General features: G+C 69.1%; 12 protein-coding genes, 1 tRNA gene and 1 pseudogene. 6 read left to right on the top strand and 8 right to left on the bottom strand.

Annotated features, from left to right (window positions below):
• Window positions 1-13: 13 nt before the first annotated feature.
• Both ACZ3H8_RS03475 and ACZ3H8_RS03470 read right to left on the bottom strand, forming a co-directional pair.
• A complete protein-coding gene (locus ACZ3H8_RS03475) occupies window positions 14-412 on the bottom strand; it encodes a 6-pyruvoyl trahydropterin synthase family protein (RefSeq protein WP_467396818.1) in 399 nt (132 codons plus the stop codon).
• A gap of 76 nt (window positions 413-488) precedes the next feature.
• The gene (locus tag ACZ3H8_RS03470; protein WP_467396816.1) at window positions 489-1,481 is read right to left on the bottom strand and encodes a zinc-dependent alcohol dehydrogenase; all 993 of its coding nucleotides are present in this window, start codon (window positions 1,479-1,481) and stop codon (window positions 489-491) included.
• Window positions 1,482-1,622: 141 nt separating this feature from the next.
• Between ACZ3H8_RS03470 and ACZ3H8_RS03465 the strand changes: the two genes are divergently transcribed.
• The 4 genes from ACZ3H8_RS03465 (at window position 1,623) to ACZ3H8_RS03450 (ending at window position 6,061) form a co-directional block, all read left to right on the top strand.
• Window positions 1,623-2,354 (top strand): CDP-alcohol phosphatidyltransferase family protein, encoded by a 732-nt coding sequence (locus tag ACZ3H8_RS03465; RefSeq protein ID WP_398982149.1) that lies wholly within the window; start codon window positions 1,623-1,625, stop codon window positions 2,352-2,354.
• Window positions 2,355-2,434: 80 nt separating this feature from the next.
• A complete protein-coding gene (locus tag ACZ3H8_RS03460; protein ID WP_467396813.1) occupies window positions 2,435-4,300 on the top strand; it encodes an AMP-dependent synthetase/ligase in 1,866 nt (621 codons plus the stop codon).
• Between the two features lie 554 nt (window positions 4,301-4,854).
• The gene (locus tag ACZ3H8_RS03455; protein ID WP_467396811.1) at window positions 4,855-5,811 is read left to right on the top strand and encodes a trypsin-like serine peptidase; all 957 of its coding nucleotides are present in this window, start codon (window positions 4,855-4,857) and stop codon (window positions 5,809-5,811) included.
• A gap of 22 nt (window positions 5,812-5,833) precedes the next feature.
• Window positions 5,834-6,061 carry a hypothetical protein gene (locus ACZ3H8_RS03450; RefSeq protein ID WP_356220609.1) on the top strand — a complete coding sequence of 76 codons (228 nt, stop codon included), beginning with the start codon at window positions 5,834-5,836 and terminating at the stop codon, window positions 6,059-6,061.
• A 241-nt stretch (window positions 6,062-6,302) separates the two neighbouring features.
• Here the strand turns inward: ACZ3H8_RS03450 and ACZ3H8_RS03445 are convergent, their stop codons facing one another.
• Window positions 6,303-7,298 carry a zinc-binding alcohol dehydrogenase family protein gene (locus ACZ3H8_RS03445; protein ID WP_467397929.1) on the bottom strand — a complete coding sequence of 332 codons (996 nt, stop codon included), beginning with the start codon at window positions 7,296-7,298 and terminating at the stop codon, window positions 6,303-6,305.
• 512 nt (window positions 7,299-7,810) lie between these two features.
• A tRNA-Leu gene (locus tag ACZ3H8_RS03440) sits at window positions 7,811-7,895 on the bottom strand.
• A gap of 188 nt (window positions 7,896-8,083) precedes the next feature.
• Between ACZ3H8_RS03440 and ACZ3H8_RS03435 the strand changes: the two genes are divergently transcribed.
• A complete protein-coding gene (locus tag ACZ3H8_RS03435) occupies window positions 8,084-9,394 on the top strand; it encodes a DUF2254 domain-containing protein (RefSeq protein WP_467396809.1) in 1,311 nt (436 codons plus the stop codon).
• Window positions 9,395-9,400: 6 nt separating this feature from the next.
• On the opposite strand, the gene ACZ3H8_RS03430 is transcribed toward ACZ3H8_RS03435, so the two are convergent.
• From ACZ3H8_RS03430 to ACZ3H8_RS03420, 3 genes and pseudogenes are all read right to left on the bottom strand, one after another.
• A complete protein-coding gene (locus ACZ3H8_RS03430) occupies window positions 9,401-10,954 on the bottom strand; it encodes an aldehyde dehydrogenase family protein (protein ID WP_467396807.1) in 1,554 nt (517 codons plus the stop codon).
• Between the two features lie 219 nt (window positions 10,955-11,173).
• Window positions 11,174-12,064 (bottom strand): succinate--CoA ligase subunit alpha, encoded by an 891-nt coding sequence (sucD, locus tag ACZ3H8_RS03425; protein WP_467396805.1) that lies wholly within the window; start codon window positions 12,062-12,064, stop codon window positions 11,174-11,176.
• A 14-nt stretch (window positions 12,065-12,078) separates the two neighbouring features.
• Window positions 12,079-12,675 (bottom strand): annotated as a pseudogene (locus ACZ3H8_RS03420) (ADP-forming succinate--CoA ligase subunit beta); the annotation flags it as partial.
• Between the two features lie 64 nt (window positions 12,676-12,739).
• Between ACZ3H8_RS03420 and ACZ3H8_RS03415 the strand changes: the two are divergent.
• Window positions 12,740-13,015, top strand: coding sequence for a hypothetical protein (locus ACZ3H8_RS03415; protein ID WP_467396803.1), 276 nt, complete (start codon window positions 12,740-12,742; stop codon window positions 13,013-13,015).
• A gap of 40 nt (window positions 13,016-13,055) precedes the next feature.
• Here the strand turns inward: ACZ3H8_RS03415 and ACZ3H8_RS03410 are convergent, their stop codons facing one another.
• On the bottom strand, window positions 13,056-13,718 hold the full coding sequence (locus ACZ3H8_RS03410) for an HAD family acid phosphatase (protein ID WP_467396801.1): 663 nt from the start codon (window positions 13,716-13,718) through the stop codon (window positions 13,056-13,058).
• Window positions 13,719-13,772 lie beyond the last annotated feature (54 nt).

Here is a 13,772-nt window from a genome sequence, read left to right as displayed (position 1 = left end):
ACATCGGCGCGGTTCACAGGGTGCGCTCGTAACTCGCCCAGGCGATATGTGATTCGTGCAGGGTGACCGTGATGCCGGCCAGGCCGCGGGCACCCTCGCCCAGAGCCCCTGCGTGCACCTGGTCGGCGAGACGGTCGGCGATGACCTTGGCCAGGAATTCCGTACTGGTATTGGTGCCCGCGAAGTCGGATTCGTCGTCGAGATTGCGGTAGTTCAACTCGCCGACCATGGCGCCGAGTTCCCGGGTGGCCAGTCCGATGTCGACAACGATGTTGTCGGCGTCCAGCTCGGCGCGGCGGAAGGTGGCGTCCACAAGGAACGTCGCTCCGTGCAGGCGCTGCGCGGGGCCGAAGACCTCTCCACGGAAGCTGTGAGCGATCATGAGGTGGTCGCGGACGGTGATGCTGAACAACGGATGACCCTCCAGGTGTGGCGGCACATCGGACCTGTACTGGGACCCTGTAGTACGGCTGGCTTGTTCTCGTTGTTCAGGCCGGGTCAGCAGCGGTTTTGTAGAGAACCCGGTGGCACAGCCCCGGGAGCTCCCCGGAGGTGAGTCTCGGCAGCACCTCCGGCAGCTCGTCGAAGGCGCACTCGCCGGTGATCAGCGCGTCGAAGGCGGGGTCGGCGAGCAGGTCGAGCGCGAGCGCGAGGCGGTCGGCGAAGGTCCGGCTGAAGCGCCGTGAGGGGGACACCATCCCCACCTGGCTGCTGCGCACGACCAGGCGGCGGGAGTGGAAGGCCTCCCCCAGCGGCAGGCTGATCCGACGATCGCCGTACCAGCTCAGTTCGACAACCGTCCCTTCCGGGGCGAGGAGTTCCAGTGAGCGCGCGAGCCCGTCCTCGGTGGCGCTGGCATGGACGACGAGATCGCAGTCGCCCGCGGCGTCCTCGGGGAGCGCGAAGTCGACGCCGAGCGCGCGGGCGATCCCGGCGCGCGTGGGATCCGCGTCGACGAGTTGCACGCGGACGGCGGGGTAGCGGGCGAGGACGGCGGCTACGCAGGCGCCGACCATGCCGGCCCCGACCACCGCGATCCGGTCGCCGATCAGCGGCGCGGCGTCCCACACGGCGTTCACCGCGGTCTCCACCGTTCCGGCCAGCACGGCCCGCGCGGCGGGGACGGTGTCCGGCACGGGGGTCACGGCGCTCGCGGGGACGACGTAGCGGGTCTGGTGCGGGTAGAGGCAGAAGACCGTACGGCCGAGCAGGTGCTGTGGTCCTTCTTCGACCAGGCCGACGTTGAGATAGCCGTACTTGACCGGCCCGGGGAACTCGCCGTCCTGGAACGGCGCCCGCATCGCGGTGTGCTGGCTCTCCGGTACTCCACCGCGGAAGACGAGGGTCTCCGTTCCGCGGCTCACGCCGGAACAGAGGGTGCGCACGAGAACCTCGTCGGCGGCGGGCTCGGGCAGGGAGACGTTCCGTATCTCGCCGTGGCCGGGAGAGCGGAGCCAGAAGGCACGGGCGGCGCGCTTCATCTGCGTACTCCTGAACAATCGGCGCGCTTCATCTGCGTGCTCCTGAACATTCGGGCGGCGTTTGACGTACTGATCTTTAACAAGCCGCGGCCACGGTACGCGGCACCATTGACTCTGTCACGCAGCCGGAGGGCGGCAAGGGTGGCCCTGAACAACACGTATGACAGGCGGCTGCTGCGCCAGGAGACAGCCGCTGGAGCGGGTGCGCAGCTACTTCTGCTGGCCCTTCTCGGCACGGCGATCGGCCTGGGGCCCGCGGGATGGCTGACAGGTCTGGCGTTCGCGCTCGTGACCTGGGCCGTGCTCACGCGCGCCGTGCACCGCTCGTGGCTCCGCTCCTTCGGGGCCGCCAACCGCGTCACCCTCGCGCGGGCGACACTCGTCGGGGGCGTGACCGCCCTGGTCGCGGACTCTTTCGAGAGTCCGCCGCCGGTCACGCTCCTGGTCGCGCTCACGACGGTGGCGCTGATCCTCGACGCGGTCGACGGCCAGGTCGCCCGCCGCACCGGCACGGCTTCCCCCCTGGGCGCGCGGTTCGACATGGAAGTCGATGCCTTCCTGATACTCGTACTCAGCATTTATGTCGCCACGTCGCTTGGCCCCTGGGTCCTGCTGATCGGCACGATGCGCTACGCCTTCGTCGCGGCGGCCCGGGTTCTGCCATGGCTGAACGGAGCCCTGCCGCCGAGCACGGCCCGCAAGACGGTGGCGGCGCTGCAGGGGATCGTGCTTCTGGTGGTCGGCGCCGGAGTCGTCCCGCGCCTGCCGGCGTTCGCGGCGGTCTTCTCGGCGCTGGCCCTGCTCATCTGGTCCTTCGGACGTGACATCAGGTGGCTGTGGGGCGTGAGGGACCGGCTTACCCACGGAAACTAGGCATCACTGCCTCCAACAGGTACCTTTCGCTCCCTGAGTTGCACAGTGCGGCGCCCCAACACGGGGAGGGGAGAGGCCCAATGCAAGGTTACGGTCCTCCATTCCGTGCCGAATCGCCGCGGTCGGGGGGTCTCGCCGACTCTGTGTACGAGACAGCTGAGCGCGATCCCTCCCTGGTGCAGCTCACCCGCCGGACGGGGACAGGGCCGGAGGACTGGGAGCCGATCAGCGCGGAGCAGTTCCGCGACGAAGTCATGGCCGTGGCCAGGGGGTTCCTGGCCAGCGGCATCCGGTTCGGCGACCGGGTCGCGCTGATGTCCCGTACTCGCTACGAGTGGACGGTTCTGGCGTACGCCTTGTGGTCCGTCGGCGCCGAGATCGTTCCGGTCTACCCCACGTCGTCCATCGAGCAGGTGCGCTGGATACTGAACGATGCCCAGGTCCGGGCCATCGTGGTCGAGCACGAGAACCATGCGATGACCGTGGCGGCGGCCTCCGACGCGGTGACCCGGCTGTCCGCGATCTGGCAAATGGACCTGGGATGTGTGGAGGCCCTGATCGACCAGGGCCTCGGCGTGGACGATGACCTGATCCACCGTCACCGCGCCGCTGTTCTGCCGGACCAGATCGCCGCGATCTGCTACACCTCCGGCACCACCGGAACACCCAAGGGCTGCCTCGTCACCCACGCCAATCTGGCCGCCGAGTGCGACATCCTGATCGAAGGCTGGGGCGGGATCCTCGCCGAGCCGGGTGTGCAGCCGTCGATCCTCAACTTCCTGCCCGTTGCCCATATTTACGGGCTGATGGTCGTGGTCGCCTGTCTGCGTGGCGGCGTCCGCCTCGGCCACCAGCCCGATCTCACCCCCGAGACGCTCCTCCCCGCTCTGGCGTCCTTCCAGCCCACCTTCCTCTTCGCCGTGCCGTACATCTTCGAGAGAATCTTCCACAGGGCCCGCCGCGTGGCCGAGGATGCAGGACATCTCGGCCTCTTCGACAAGGCCGCGGCCGTCGCGGTGCGCTACGCCGAGGCCGTGGAGCGACGCTCCATCGGCTCGGGCCATGGTCCGAGCCCGTCCCTGAAGGTCCTGCACGCTGTGTACGACCGCCTGGTGTACAGCAAGTTGCGCGCCGTACTGGGGGGCCAGGTGCGCAACGCGGTGTCCGGCGGCTCGACGCTGCGAAGGGAGCTGGGGCTGTTCTTCGCGGGCACGGGCGTCACCGTCTACGACGGGTACGGCCTCACCGAGACCGCGGGTGCGATCACGGCCCAGCCGCCGGGATCAGTCAGATTCGGCACGGTGGGCCGGCCGATCCCCGGCTGCGCGCTGCACATCGCGGATGACGGCGAGGTGTGGGTCCGCGGCGAAACGGTCTTCGCCGGCTACCTCAACAACCCCAAGGCCACCGAGGCGGTGCTGCGCGACGGGTGGTTCGCCACCGGCGACACGGGCCATCTCGACGGCGAGGGCTATCTCGTCATCACGGGGCGCAAGAAGGACGTCATCATCACCAGCGGCGGCAAGAGCGTGGCTCCGCTGCCCCTGGAAGAGCAGCTGCGCCACCATCCACTGATCTCGCAGTGCCTGGTCGTGGGCGACGACCAGCCGTACATCGCGGCGCTCATCACGGTGGACCCGGAGGCGCTGGCGCACTGGCAGAGCCTCAAGGGCAAGCAGCCGGCGGACGTGTCTGCGATGACGGACGACGAGGATCTGCGGGCACAGATCCAGCGGGCGGTCTCCCGGGCCAACACCCAGGTCTCCAGGGCCGAGTCCATCCGCGCGTTCCGCATCCTGCCGAACGAGTTCAGCGTGGCGGAGGGGCTGATGACGCCGACACTGAAACTGCGGCGCCGGGCGATCACGGGAGCGTACGCGGCGGACATCGATGCGCTGTACGCACTGAGGAGGCCCTACGCGCCGGGGACATGGCCCAGCATCTGAACTGTTTCGATCTGTTCTGGTCGCATGCTCTTACGAGAGACGACGCAACGCCCTTTCTGGAAGAGGCGGCGTTCAGGTTTACGCCTCAACGTAATTAGAAATCTTCAAGCGCCGGGGTCATGAATCACTCGCCCGCAATGTGTCTCGTTTTTTGGCGGAAAGAAAAACAAATCCTGCCACCGGCGGCGTATCACGAGCATGCCCACAGGTCTGCCGGATTTCACAAAGTGCCGCCAGAGCCGGAGAGTTGACCTGTCCCCCACCTGCTGACGCCGCGCCAAAACCTCGTAAGCGACCTGCGCTTGTCAGCATCGGGCACACAAGTATTCGGCAAGCTAGCGGTGGGCCGGACTGACCGAAATGCGACGCGGCACGGTGCGTGAATAGCGGAGGGACTCATTTCGGACTATCACGCGGGCACTTGCCAGACCTACGGTCGCTACTGCTCCGTACATTGACTGGCGAACTGCAGCAATGTGCGTCCGAATCGACCATTGGGGGTACCACTCGTGCGCAGTCTCAGACAGGCACTTCTACCGCTGGCCACTGCCGCAATGCTGGCATTGGTCGGGGCAACTCCCGCCATGGCGGGACCCGCGCCCAGCGGGCCCGGATCCGCCGCCGTCCCCGCCGGGGCCACCACCGCCGGCGCCACTCCGCGGCTCTCCAACGGCGCGCCGGTCGACTCGGCGTCCGCCGCCGCCGCGCTGGCCCGCTACTGGACGCCGGAGCGGATGAGGAAGGCCATCCCGCTCGACCGGACAGCCGGGTCGCAGCGCGCCGCCCAGAGCAAGGCAGGACCCACCGGGAAGCCGGGATCGACCCCGCCCGCCCAGGGGCGGGCGGACACGGTCAGGCCACTGGTCACCGAATCCGCCGCGGTGGGCAAGGTGTTCTTCACCAACCCCAGCAACGGACTCAACTACACCTGCTCGGCCAGTGCCATCAACAGTCCCTCCAAGCAGATGCTGATCACCGCCGGGCACTGCGTACACGGGGGCCGCGGCGGCACCTGGATGACAAACTGGACCTATGCGCCGCGCTTCCGCTCCGGCGTCCGCCCCTTCGGCACCTACGCCGCCAAGCAGTTCCGCACCTTCAACGCCTGGATCAACAACAGTGACCTCGGCCGGGACGTGGCGATGGTGACCACGTGGCCGCTCAACGGCAACAAGATCGTCAATGTCACCGGCGGTCACGGACTGAGCTGGAACTTCTCGCGCACCCAGGCCATGACCGTGATGGGCTACCCGGGCAACCGCGACAACGGCCAGCTCCAGTGGGCCTGTCAGGGCACCACGCGAGGGGTCAGCGACGGCCGCATAGAACTCCAGTGTGACTTCGGCGGCGGATCGAGCGGCGGGCCGTGGCTGCGGGAGTTCAACGACTCCAACGGCCTGGGGTCCGTCAACGGGGCGATGAGCACGCTCGCCACAGGCGGCTGGAACCGCAGCTCGTACTTCGATGACTCCGTCAAGGCGATGTTCGACGCCCAGGGCAGCGTCACCTGACAACCTGACAAGGAGCAGTCCAATGCGTCGCAGTAGCTTGAGCCGATGGGGAACCGCCGCCGTCCTGCTCGCCGCTGTCGTGGCGGTGGCCGCATGGCGTACGGCCGCGGCCGCCTCGGCCCCCAAGCCGCAGCCGGACTCAGGGACCACCAGCAGTGATGTGCGGCAGGGCCCCGACGAGGTGCGGGACTACTGGACGCCGGAACGGACGAAGGGGGCCCGGCCGGCACCCATGCCGGAAGACAACTGAGTACGGCAGGCCGGACCGGGTCACGCCCGGGTCAGAAAGCCGAAGAGACCCCACGCGAAGTGGGGTCTCTTCTGGTGTGCTGGTGTCCGACGGCGGAGTTGACCCAGAACCCCAACCGGTCGTGATGCGGGCTGACCTGGAGTGTTCAGCTCAGGTGGGTGTCCGGGCGCCAGGCCGCGAGCCCGACCACGAGCCCCGCCCCGGGTCCAATCGGGAGCCTGGCGACGCACCGCCCCCGCCGTCAGGCGGGCATGCGCAGCACCGCTGCCCCGGTGATCCGGTCCGCCGCGAGGTCGTCCAGGGCGGTGTCCGCGTCCTTGAAGTCGTACGGGGTCACCGTGGCGCGGAGCCGGTGGCCGGCCGCCGCGGCGAAGAAGTCCCTTCCGTCCTGGCGGGTGTTGGCGGTGACGCTGCGCACGCTGCGTTCGCGGAAGAGATGCCGTTCGTAGTGCAGCGGCGGGATGTCGGTGAGGTAGATACCCGCGATGCTCAGTGTCCCGCCGCTGTCGAGTGCCTCCAGGGCTACGGGGACGAGGTCACCCACCGGGGCGAAGAGGATCGCCGCGTCGAGCGGTTCGGGCGGCCGGGCGTAGGCGTCACCGGCCGAGGCGGCGCCGAGTTCCAGGGCGAGTGCCTGGGCGGCCGGGGACCGGGTGAGGACATGGACGACGGCGCCCTCGGCGATGGCGAGCTGCGCGGTGATATGGGCGGAGGCTCCGAAGCCGTAGATGCCGAGCCGGCCGCCGGGAGGGAGGTCGGCCCGGCGCAGCGCTCGGTAGCCGATGATCCCGGCGCACAGCAGCGGGGCCAGCTCTTCGTCGGAGTATCCGCCGGGCAGCTCGTACGCGTAGGTCGCGGGCACTGTGACGTACTGGGCATAGCCACCGTGCGCGTCCCAACCGGTGTAGACGGACGAGGGGCACAGGTTCTCCTGTCCTCGGGCGCAGTACCGGCACACCCCGCACGTCCGGCGCAGCCAAGGAATTCCCACCCGGGTACCGACCCTCGGCCCGGTGACCCGGGCGCCGACCGCGACGACGTCGCCGACGGCCTCGTGGCCCGGCACGACCCTCTCGCGATGCGGTGGCAGATCGCCGTCGCGGACATGGAGATCGGTGCGGCACACCCCGCATACGTGCACCCGGACCAGCACCTCGTCGGCCTCAGGCACCGGGACGGGCAACTCGACGCGCTCGATCACCCCACTGCGAGCGGCACAGGCCACCCACGCCTGCATCGTCGGAGGAGTTCCGCCACCCACCCGGGCCACCTCCCTCCACACCATCAGACCGCGGAGGGGCCGATCCGTCGAGGCGAAGTACCGCCGGGGGCTTGAGCCGATCTGCGATCGGTTCAGTCATGCCGTGTCGGCGACGCACCCCCTGCATCCCGATCAGCCTCGGCAGTCCCGCCTGATCGGAGCCGACCTTGCGGTAGATGTCTGACAGCAGCCGGTGATGGCGGGCAACCTCGCCGTCCCTCGCGACCTCCCGCTACGACGAGGCCGGGATCGCCGCCGTGAGCGGCGGACGGCAACGGCCCTGGGCATACCTCGCCGCGGCAGCCGAGTCCTTGACCGAACGCTTTACGCGGAACGCGCCGACAGAGAGTTGAGCAGCCTCTTCGGCTACGACGCAGCCTTCGCGGTCGCCCGAGACACCCCGGACACCGTCATGCCGAACAACGAGAAACGGGCCTCTACCAGGACTTTCGTCACTGGTAGAGACCCGTTTCCTCGGTTTCTCTCTGTGTCCGAGGGGGGACTTGAACCCCCACGCCCGATAAAGGGCACTAGCACCTCAAGCTAGCGCGTCTGCCATTCCGCCACCCGGACTAGGTGACCGCCCCGGTTTCCCGCGGCGACATGGACAACAATACCAGGGGATCGAGGCGCCCCTCACCTGCATATCCGGTGGTCAGTGGGGTGCAGCCACCCCGATCGAGGTGTACGGTCCACGTCGCACCGGCGCCGGTGCAGCGTGTATCCACACACAAACACACAGTGACGATACCTTCAGCTGTGTGAGTGATCGCAAGTATCGACGGCCCCGTGCGCTCTCCCCTCTGCGCGAGCATTTGCGGGACACCTTCTGGTTCGCGCCCACCATGGCGCTCTTCCTCGTGTGCGTGCTGTGGGGCGCAGCGGACGCGCTCGACACCGAGATCTTGGAGGGGCTTCAGAAGGCCGGGGAGTACGGCACCGTCCGGTCTCTCATCGGGGTCGCCGAGGACGCCAAGACCATCGTCACCACTGTCAGCGCGGCGATGATGACCTTCATCGGTGTGGTCTTCAGCATCTCGCTGGTGGCCGTCCAGATGGCCGCCGGGAACTTCAGTCCCCGCATCGTACGAATCTTCATCCGGAGCCGGATCAGCAAGCTCACCTTCTCCGTCTTCCTGGCGACGTTTCTGCTGTCGTTGCTGGTCCTGACGTCGTACGACAGCGAGACCAATCCGCGACAGGTGGCCTCGGTCCCGCTCGTGCAGAGCGCGCTGACCCTCCTCATGGTGGGGCTCAGCCTGCTGCTGTTCATCGCGTATGTGACACAGACGCTGCAGCTGATGAAGGTGGGGCCCGTGGCGGAGCGGGTGACCAAGGAGTCGTTCCATGTGCTGGCGAAGATGCCGGTGCAGGGGGCTGACGACACACCCCTGCCTCCCGAGGTCGCTCGCGTGCGTCATCAGGGGCGGTCCGGGACGCTGCGCGATGTGCATGCCGCCCGGCTGGTGCGGGTCGCGCGGCGCAAGGGGGTCGTACTGCGGCTGATTCCGCGGATCGGGGACTTCGTGGTGCCGGGCATGCCCATGCTCGCCGTACACGGGGAGCCCGATCGGGTGCCGTCGCGGTGGGCCTTGCAGTCCACGGTGTCGGTAGGGGTGGAGCGTACGTTCCACCAGGACCTCGGGTTCGGGCTGCGCCAGCTGTCCGACATCGCGCTGCGGGCGCTGTCACCGGCCGTGAACGACCCGACCACTGCCGTGCAGTGCCTGGACCGGATCGTGCAGTTCCTGGCGGCGCTCGCCGCACGCCCGCTGGGGGCCGTGCACCACCGCGACGGCAAGGGCGACGTGCGGCTGATCCAGGACGTGCCCGAGTGGGGGGATCTCGTCGATCTCGGGTTCGCCGAGATCCGCGGGTTCGCCCCGGGGAACCCGCAGGTTTCCCGGCGCATGCTCGCCGGGATCGACGATCTGCTGGGGCTCGTACCGCCGGAGCGCCGCGAGCCGCTCGAGCGGCATCGGGCGCTGCTGGTGCAGGCCGTGGAGAGGGCCCTGCCCGAGGCGGCCGAGCGCGCTTTCGCACTGGAACCCGACCGCCAGGGCATCGGATAGGGGCAGTTACGCGTTGAGCTGGTACTCCGGGAAGTTGCCGGGCAGCCGCTCCCCCGCCGGTCCTTCCGTCACCGCGCGGACCAGCAGTTCGCCGCCGACGAAGGCGCCCCGCCAGGACGCGCCGAAGCCGCCGAAGAGTTCGTCGCGGTCACCGCGGGAGCGGGGCTTTCCGTGGCCGGTCTTGAAGGCCCGGATCTGGGGGGCCAGCCGCTCGTACGTCTCGGGTTCGTCCGTCGAGAGGGTCGCGACGAGCGCGCCGTTGGAGGCGTTCATCGCGGCGAGCAGCTCCGCCTCCGTGTCGACCAGGACGATCGTGTCGACCGGGCCGAACGGTTCCGCGTGGTGGAGGGGGGAACTCGGCGGCGGGTTGAGGAGGGTGACGGGCGGGAGGTAGGCGGAGGTGTCCTGGCCGGGGAGGAAATGGCCTTCGGCCAGCGAGCCCCGGTGGAGCGGGACCGCGCCGCGGTCGATCGCCTCGGCCACCTGATCCCCCAGCTCCTTGGCCTTCGCCGCGTTGATCAGCGGGCCGAAGTCGAGGGTGGGCAGGGGGTCGGACGGGTTCTCGACGGCCAGCGGGTGGCCCGTACGGATGGAGCGTACGGCGGGGAGGTAGGCCGCCAGGAAGTCGGCGAACAGCTCACGCTGGACGACGAACCGCGGGTATGCCGTACAGCGCTGCTTGCCGTAGTCGAAGAGCTTGGGGATCACAGCGGTGAGCGAGTCCCAGTCGCTGTAGTTCCACAGGCCCCAGGTGTTCAGACCCTCCTGCTCCAGGATGTGGCGCTTGCCGAGGTCGGCGACCGCGGTGGCGATACGGGCCCCGGTGTCGCGGCCGCCGACGAAGGAGACGCAGCCGATCTCCGGGGAGCGGACGAGTGCCTCGGAGAGTTCGCCGCCGCTGCCGCTGACCAGGGTGATCGGGATGCCCTCACGGGCGGCGAGGGCACTGGCCAGGGTGAGGCAGGCGACGCCGCCGTCGGTCGGGGTCTTGGCGATCACCGCGTTGCCGGCCAGGGCCTGCACCAGCATGGCGTGCACCAGGACGGACATCGGGTAGTTCCAACTGGCGATGTTGGAGACCGGGCCGTCCAGCGGGGAGCGGTCGGTGAGCATGGGCTCGATGCCCTCGACGTACCAGCGCACTCCGTCGATCGCACGGTCGACGTCGGCCTGGGCGAGCCGCCAGGGCTTGCCGATCTCCCAGACGAGGAGGAGGGCAAGCAGCTCCCGGTGTTCGGTCAGGGCGTCGAGGGCGGCGCCGACGCGGGCGCGGCGCTCGGGCAGCGGGATGTGCCGCCAGGCACGGTGCTGGTCGAGCGAGGCGCGTACGGCCTGCTGCGCGGTGGCCGCGTCCAGACGGGGCGGTCCCGCGATGGGGCTGAGGTCGACGGGGCTGGTGGCGGGCAGGGCGCGGCCGTCGGGGTGCCACTGCGCGGCCCAGAGGTTGAGTACGCGGTCGTCCTGGAAGGACTCGGGTGCGGCAGCGATACAGCGCTGCCAGGCGTCGGACCAGGCGGTGCCCGGCTTGAGGGTGAGGTTGGGGGTGAGGGTGGGTGCCATGAGCTGGTCTCCGCTCGTCAGGGGCGGGAGGGTCAGGCCGTGTGGTGGGTGGGGCATCGGCCCGGAGTCATGGGCCGTGAGTCATGAGCGCTTGGTGGCAGTGAGTGCCATGAGCCCTTGGTCTCGAGCCGTACACCGCGGGCCATGCCTCGTGAGCATGCCCGTCGAAGGGTGGGCGGCCGGCTCGCACACGCCGGTCGCCCCCATAGATGGTCGGTGTCAGCCGCGTGTCTCCGCAAGACGAGCCAGTACCAGCCTGGATGTCTCGGTCGGCGTCGCTCCGACGCGTACACCCGCCGCTTCAAGGGCCTGTTTCTTGGCGTGCGCGGTTCCCGACGAGCCGGAGACGATGGCGCCGGCGTGGCCCATCGTCTTGCCCTCCGGAGCGGTGAAGCCTGCGATGTATCCGATGACAGGCTTGGTGATGTGGTCGGCGATGTACGCTGCGGCGCGCTCCTCTGCGTCACCTCCGATCTCCCCGATGAGCACTATGAGTTCGGTGTCCGGGTCCTCTTCGAAGGCGGCGAGACAGTCGATGTGGGTGGTGCCGACGACCGGGTCGCCGCCTATGCCGACCGCGGACGAGAACCCTGTCTCCCGTAGCTCGTACATGAGTTGATAGGTGAGCGTGCCGGACTTGGACACAAGTCCTACGCGGCCCGGCTTGGCTGCGATGTCGGCGGGGATGATGCCGGCATTGGCCTGTCCCGGACTGATGAGACCGGGGCAATTGGGGCCGATGACGCGGATGCCACGCGTCGCAGCGTATGCCAGGAAGGTCACGGCGTCATGAACGGGGATGCCCTCCGTGATGACGACGGCGAGACCGATGCCGGCGTCCGCGGCCTCGATCACCGCGGCCTTGGCGAACGGCTGCGGCACGAAGACGACGGTGACGTCGGCGCCGGTGACGTCGACGGCCTCGCGCACCGTGCCGAAGACGGGGACTGCACGGTCGTCGAAGTCGATGACCTTGCCGGCCTTGCGGGGGTTGACTCCGGCGACGATGTCGGTGCCGGACGCGAGCATCCGGCGGGTGTGCTTCATGCCCTGGGAGCCGGTCATGCCCTGGATGAGGACCTTGCTCTCCTTGGTGAGGAAGATGGCCATGGTTCCCGGTCCCTTCAGTTGGCGAGGTCTGCTGCCTGGCGGGCGGCGTCGTCCATCGTGGTGGCCTGCTGGACAAGTGGATGGGCGCGGCCGTCGAGAACGGCGCGGCCCCGGGCGGCGTTGTTGCCGTCGAGCCGTACGACCAGCGGCTTGGTGAGGCGTACGGATTCCAGCGCCTGGACGATGCCGTCGGCGACCGCGTCGCAGGCGGTGATTCCGCCGAAGACATTGACGAACACGGACTTCACGGCCGGGTCGGAGAGGATGACGGACAGCCCGTCGGCCATCACCTGGGCGGAGGCGCCTCCCCCGATGTCGAGGAAGTTGGCGGGGCGGGCCCCGCAGCCGGCGACCACATCGAGGGTGGACATGACCAGGCCCGCGCCGTTGCCGATGATGCCGACCTCGCCGTCGAGCCTGACGTAGTTGAGGCCCTTGGCGGCAGCCGCGGCCTCCAGCGGGTCGCCGTGCGGGTCCGCCTCATCCGATCCCCAACGGGCCTGCCGGAAGCGGGCGTTGTCGTCGAGGGTGACCTTGCCGTCGAGTGCGAAGATGTCGCCGTCCGCGGTCCGTACGAGCGGATTGACCTCGACGAGGAGCGCGTCCTCGCTGGCGCGGGCCCGCGATTCCCTGCGGGAGGCGTCCGAACGCGCCGAACGGCTGGGCGCTGTCCGCATGCGGTCCCTGGCCGAGGAGGCCCTGCGCAAGGGCGGCGCCCGCCGCTTCGCGACGGCGCTCACCGGGGCGGAGGCGCTCACCGGCAGTGAGCGGCGGATCGCCGCACTCGCCGCCGGCGGCCTGCCCTCGACGACCGGCCGGCCGACCCGGAGCCGACCGGCTGATGCCGGATTCCCCTTCGGGCGGGAACATGTGGATCCAGGTCCCGTGGGACGAAGTCGTCAGAGGATCCCGCGCCGACGATCTACAGGCCGGTCCCCCGACGGCTCGTGATCCTCAGTGCCGAAGGGGGCCGCTGTGCGCGAAGGAGAACCTACGAGAGGTCGCCGTTGTAGTCGGGCAGCTTGAACGTCTTCTCGGCGTGACCGCCCACCAGGTCGCTGGTGTTGTTCCCGATGTTGGCGATGATCGTGTAGCCCTTCGCCTCGATCTCGGCACGCTTGCCGGTCTTGTACTTGCTGACCTCGCTGAAGAGGTCGGGCAGGTCGCGCACGTACAGACCGTCGACCGGGTAGCCGACCTTCTCGAGGTTGTACTCGGTCAGCGAGTAGATGATGCCGGGGCGGGCGGTGACGAAGAAGATGTCCACGCCGCGGGACTCCGCGAACCGGGCGAGGTCGAGCACCGGCTTCACGGGCGGGGTAGGCAGCTCCCAGAAGTAGTGGAAGTCCGTCTCCAGCGACGTGTTGTCGATGTCGAGGACGATGGCCTGCTTCTTGCCGCCGGCGTTCGCGGTGCGCTGCTCGATGTAGGGGCGGGCGACATCGATGACGGCCGCGACATCGCGCTGCCAGGTCGCGTAGTCGACATCGCCAAGGAGCTCGGAACCGCTCGCCTGCTGCGCGGTGGAAGCGGCCTTGGCCGCCGGCCGGTCCGAAGTGGCCGGGTCCGCGGCGGTTGCCACCGGGGTGGCCATGGTGAACGCGAGTGCGGCGACACCCGCCACCGACCGGATTCTCCACTTGCCTGCATGCATGGGGGGTTCTCCTGGGTCTCGGGACAGCTCAGGGAAAGCCCTCCGTCCCGTACG

The sequence above is a fragment of the Streptomyces sp. NPDC002868 genome (assembly GCF_055563295.1).
Note: the sequence above shows the minus strand (reverse complement) of the source record. Positions and strands in the feature narration are given on the sequence as shown.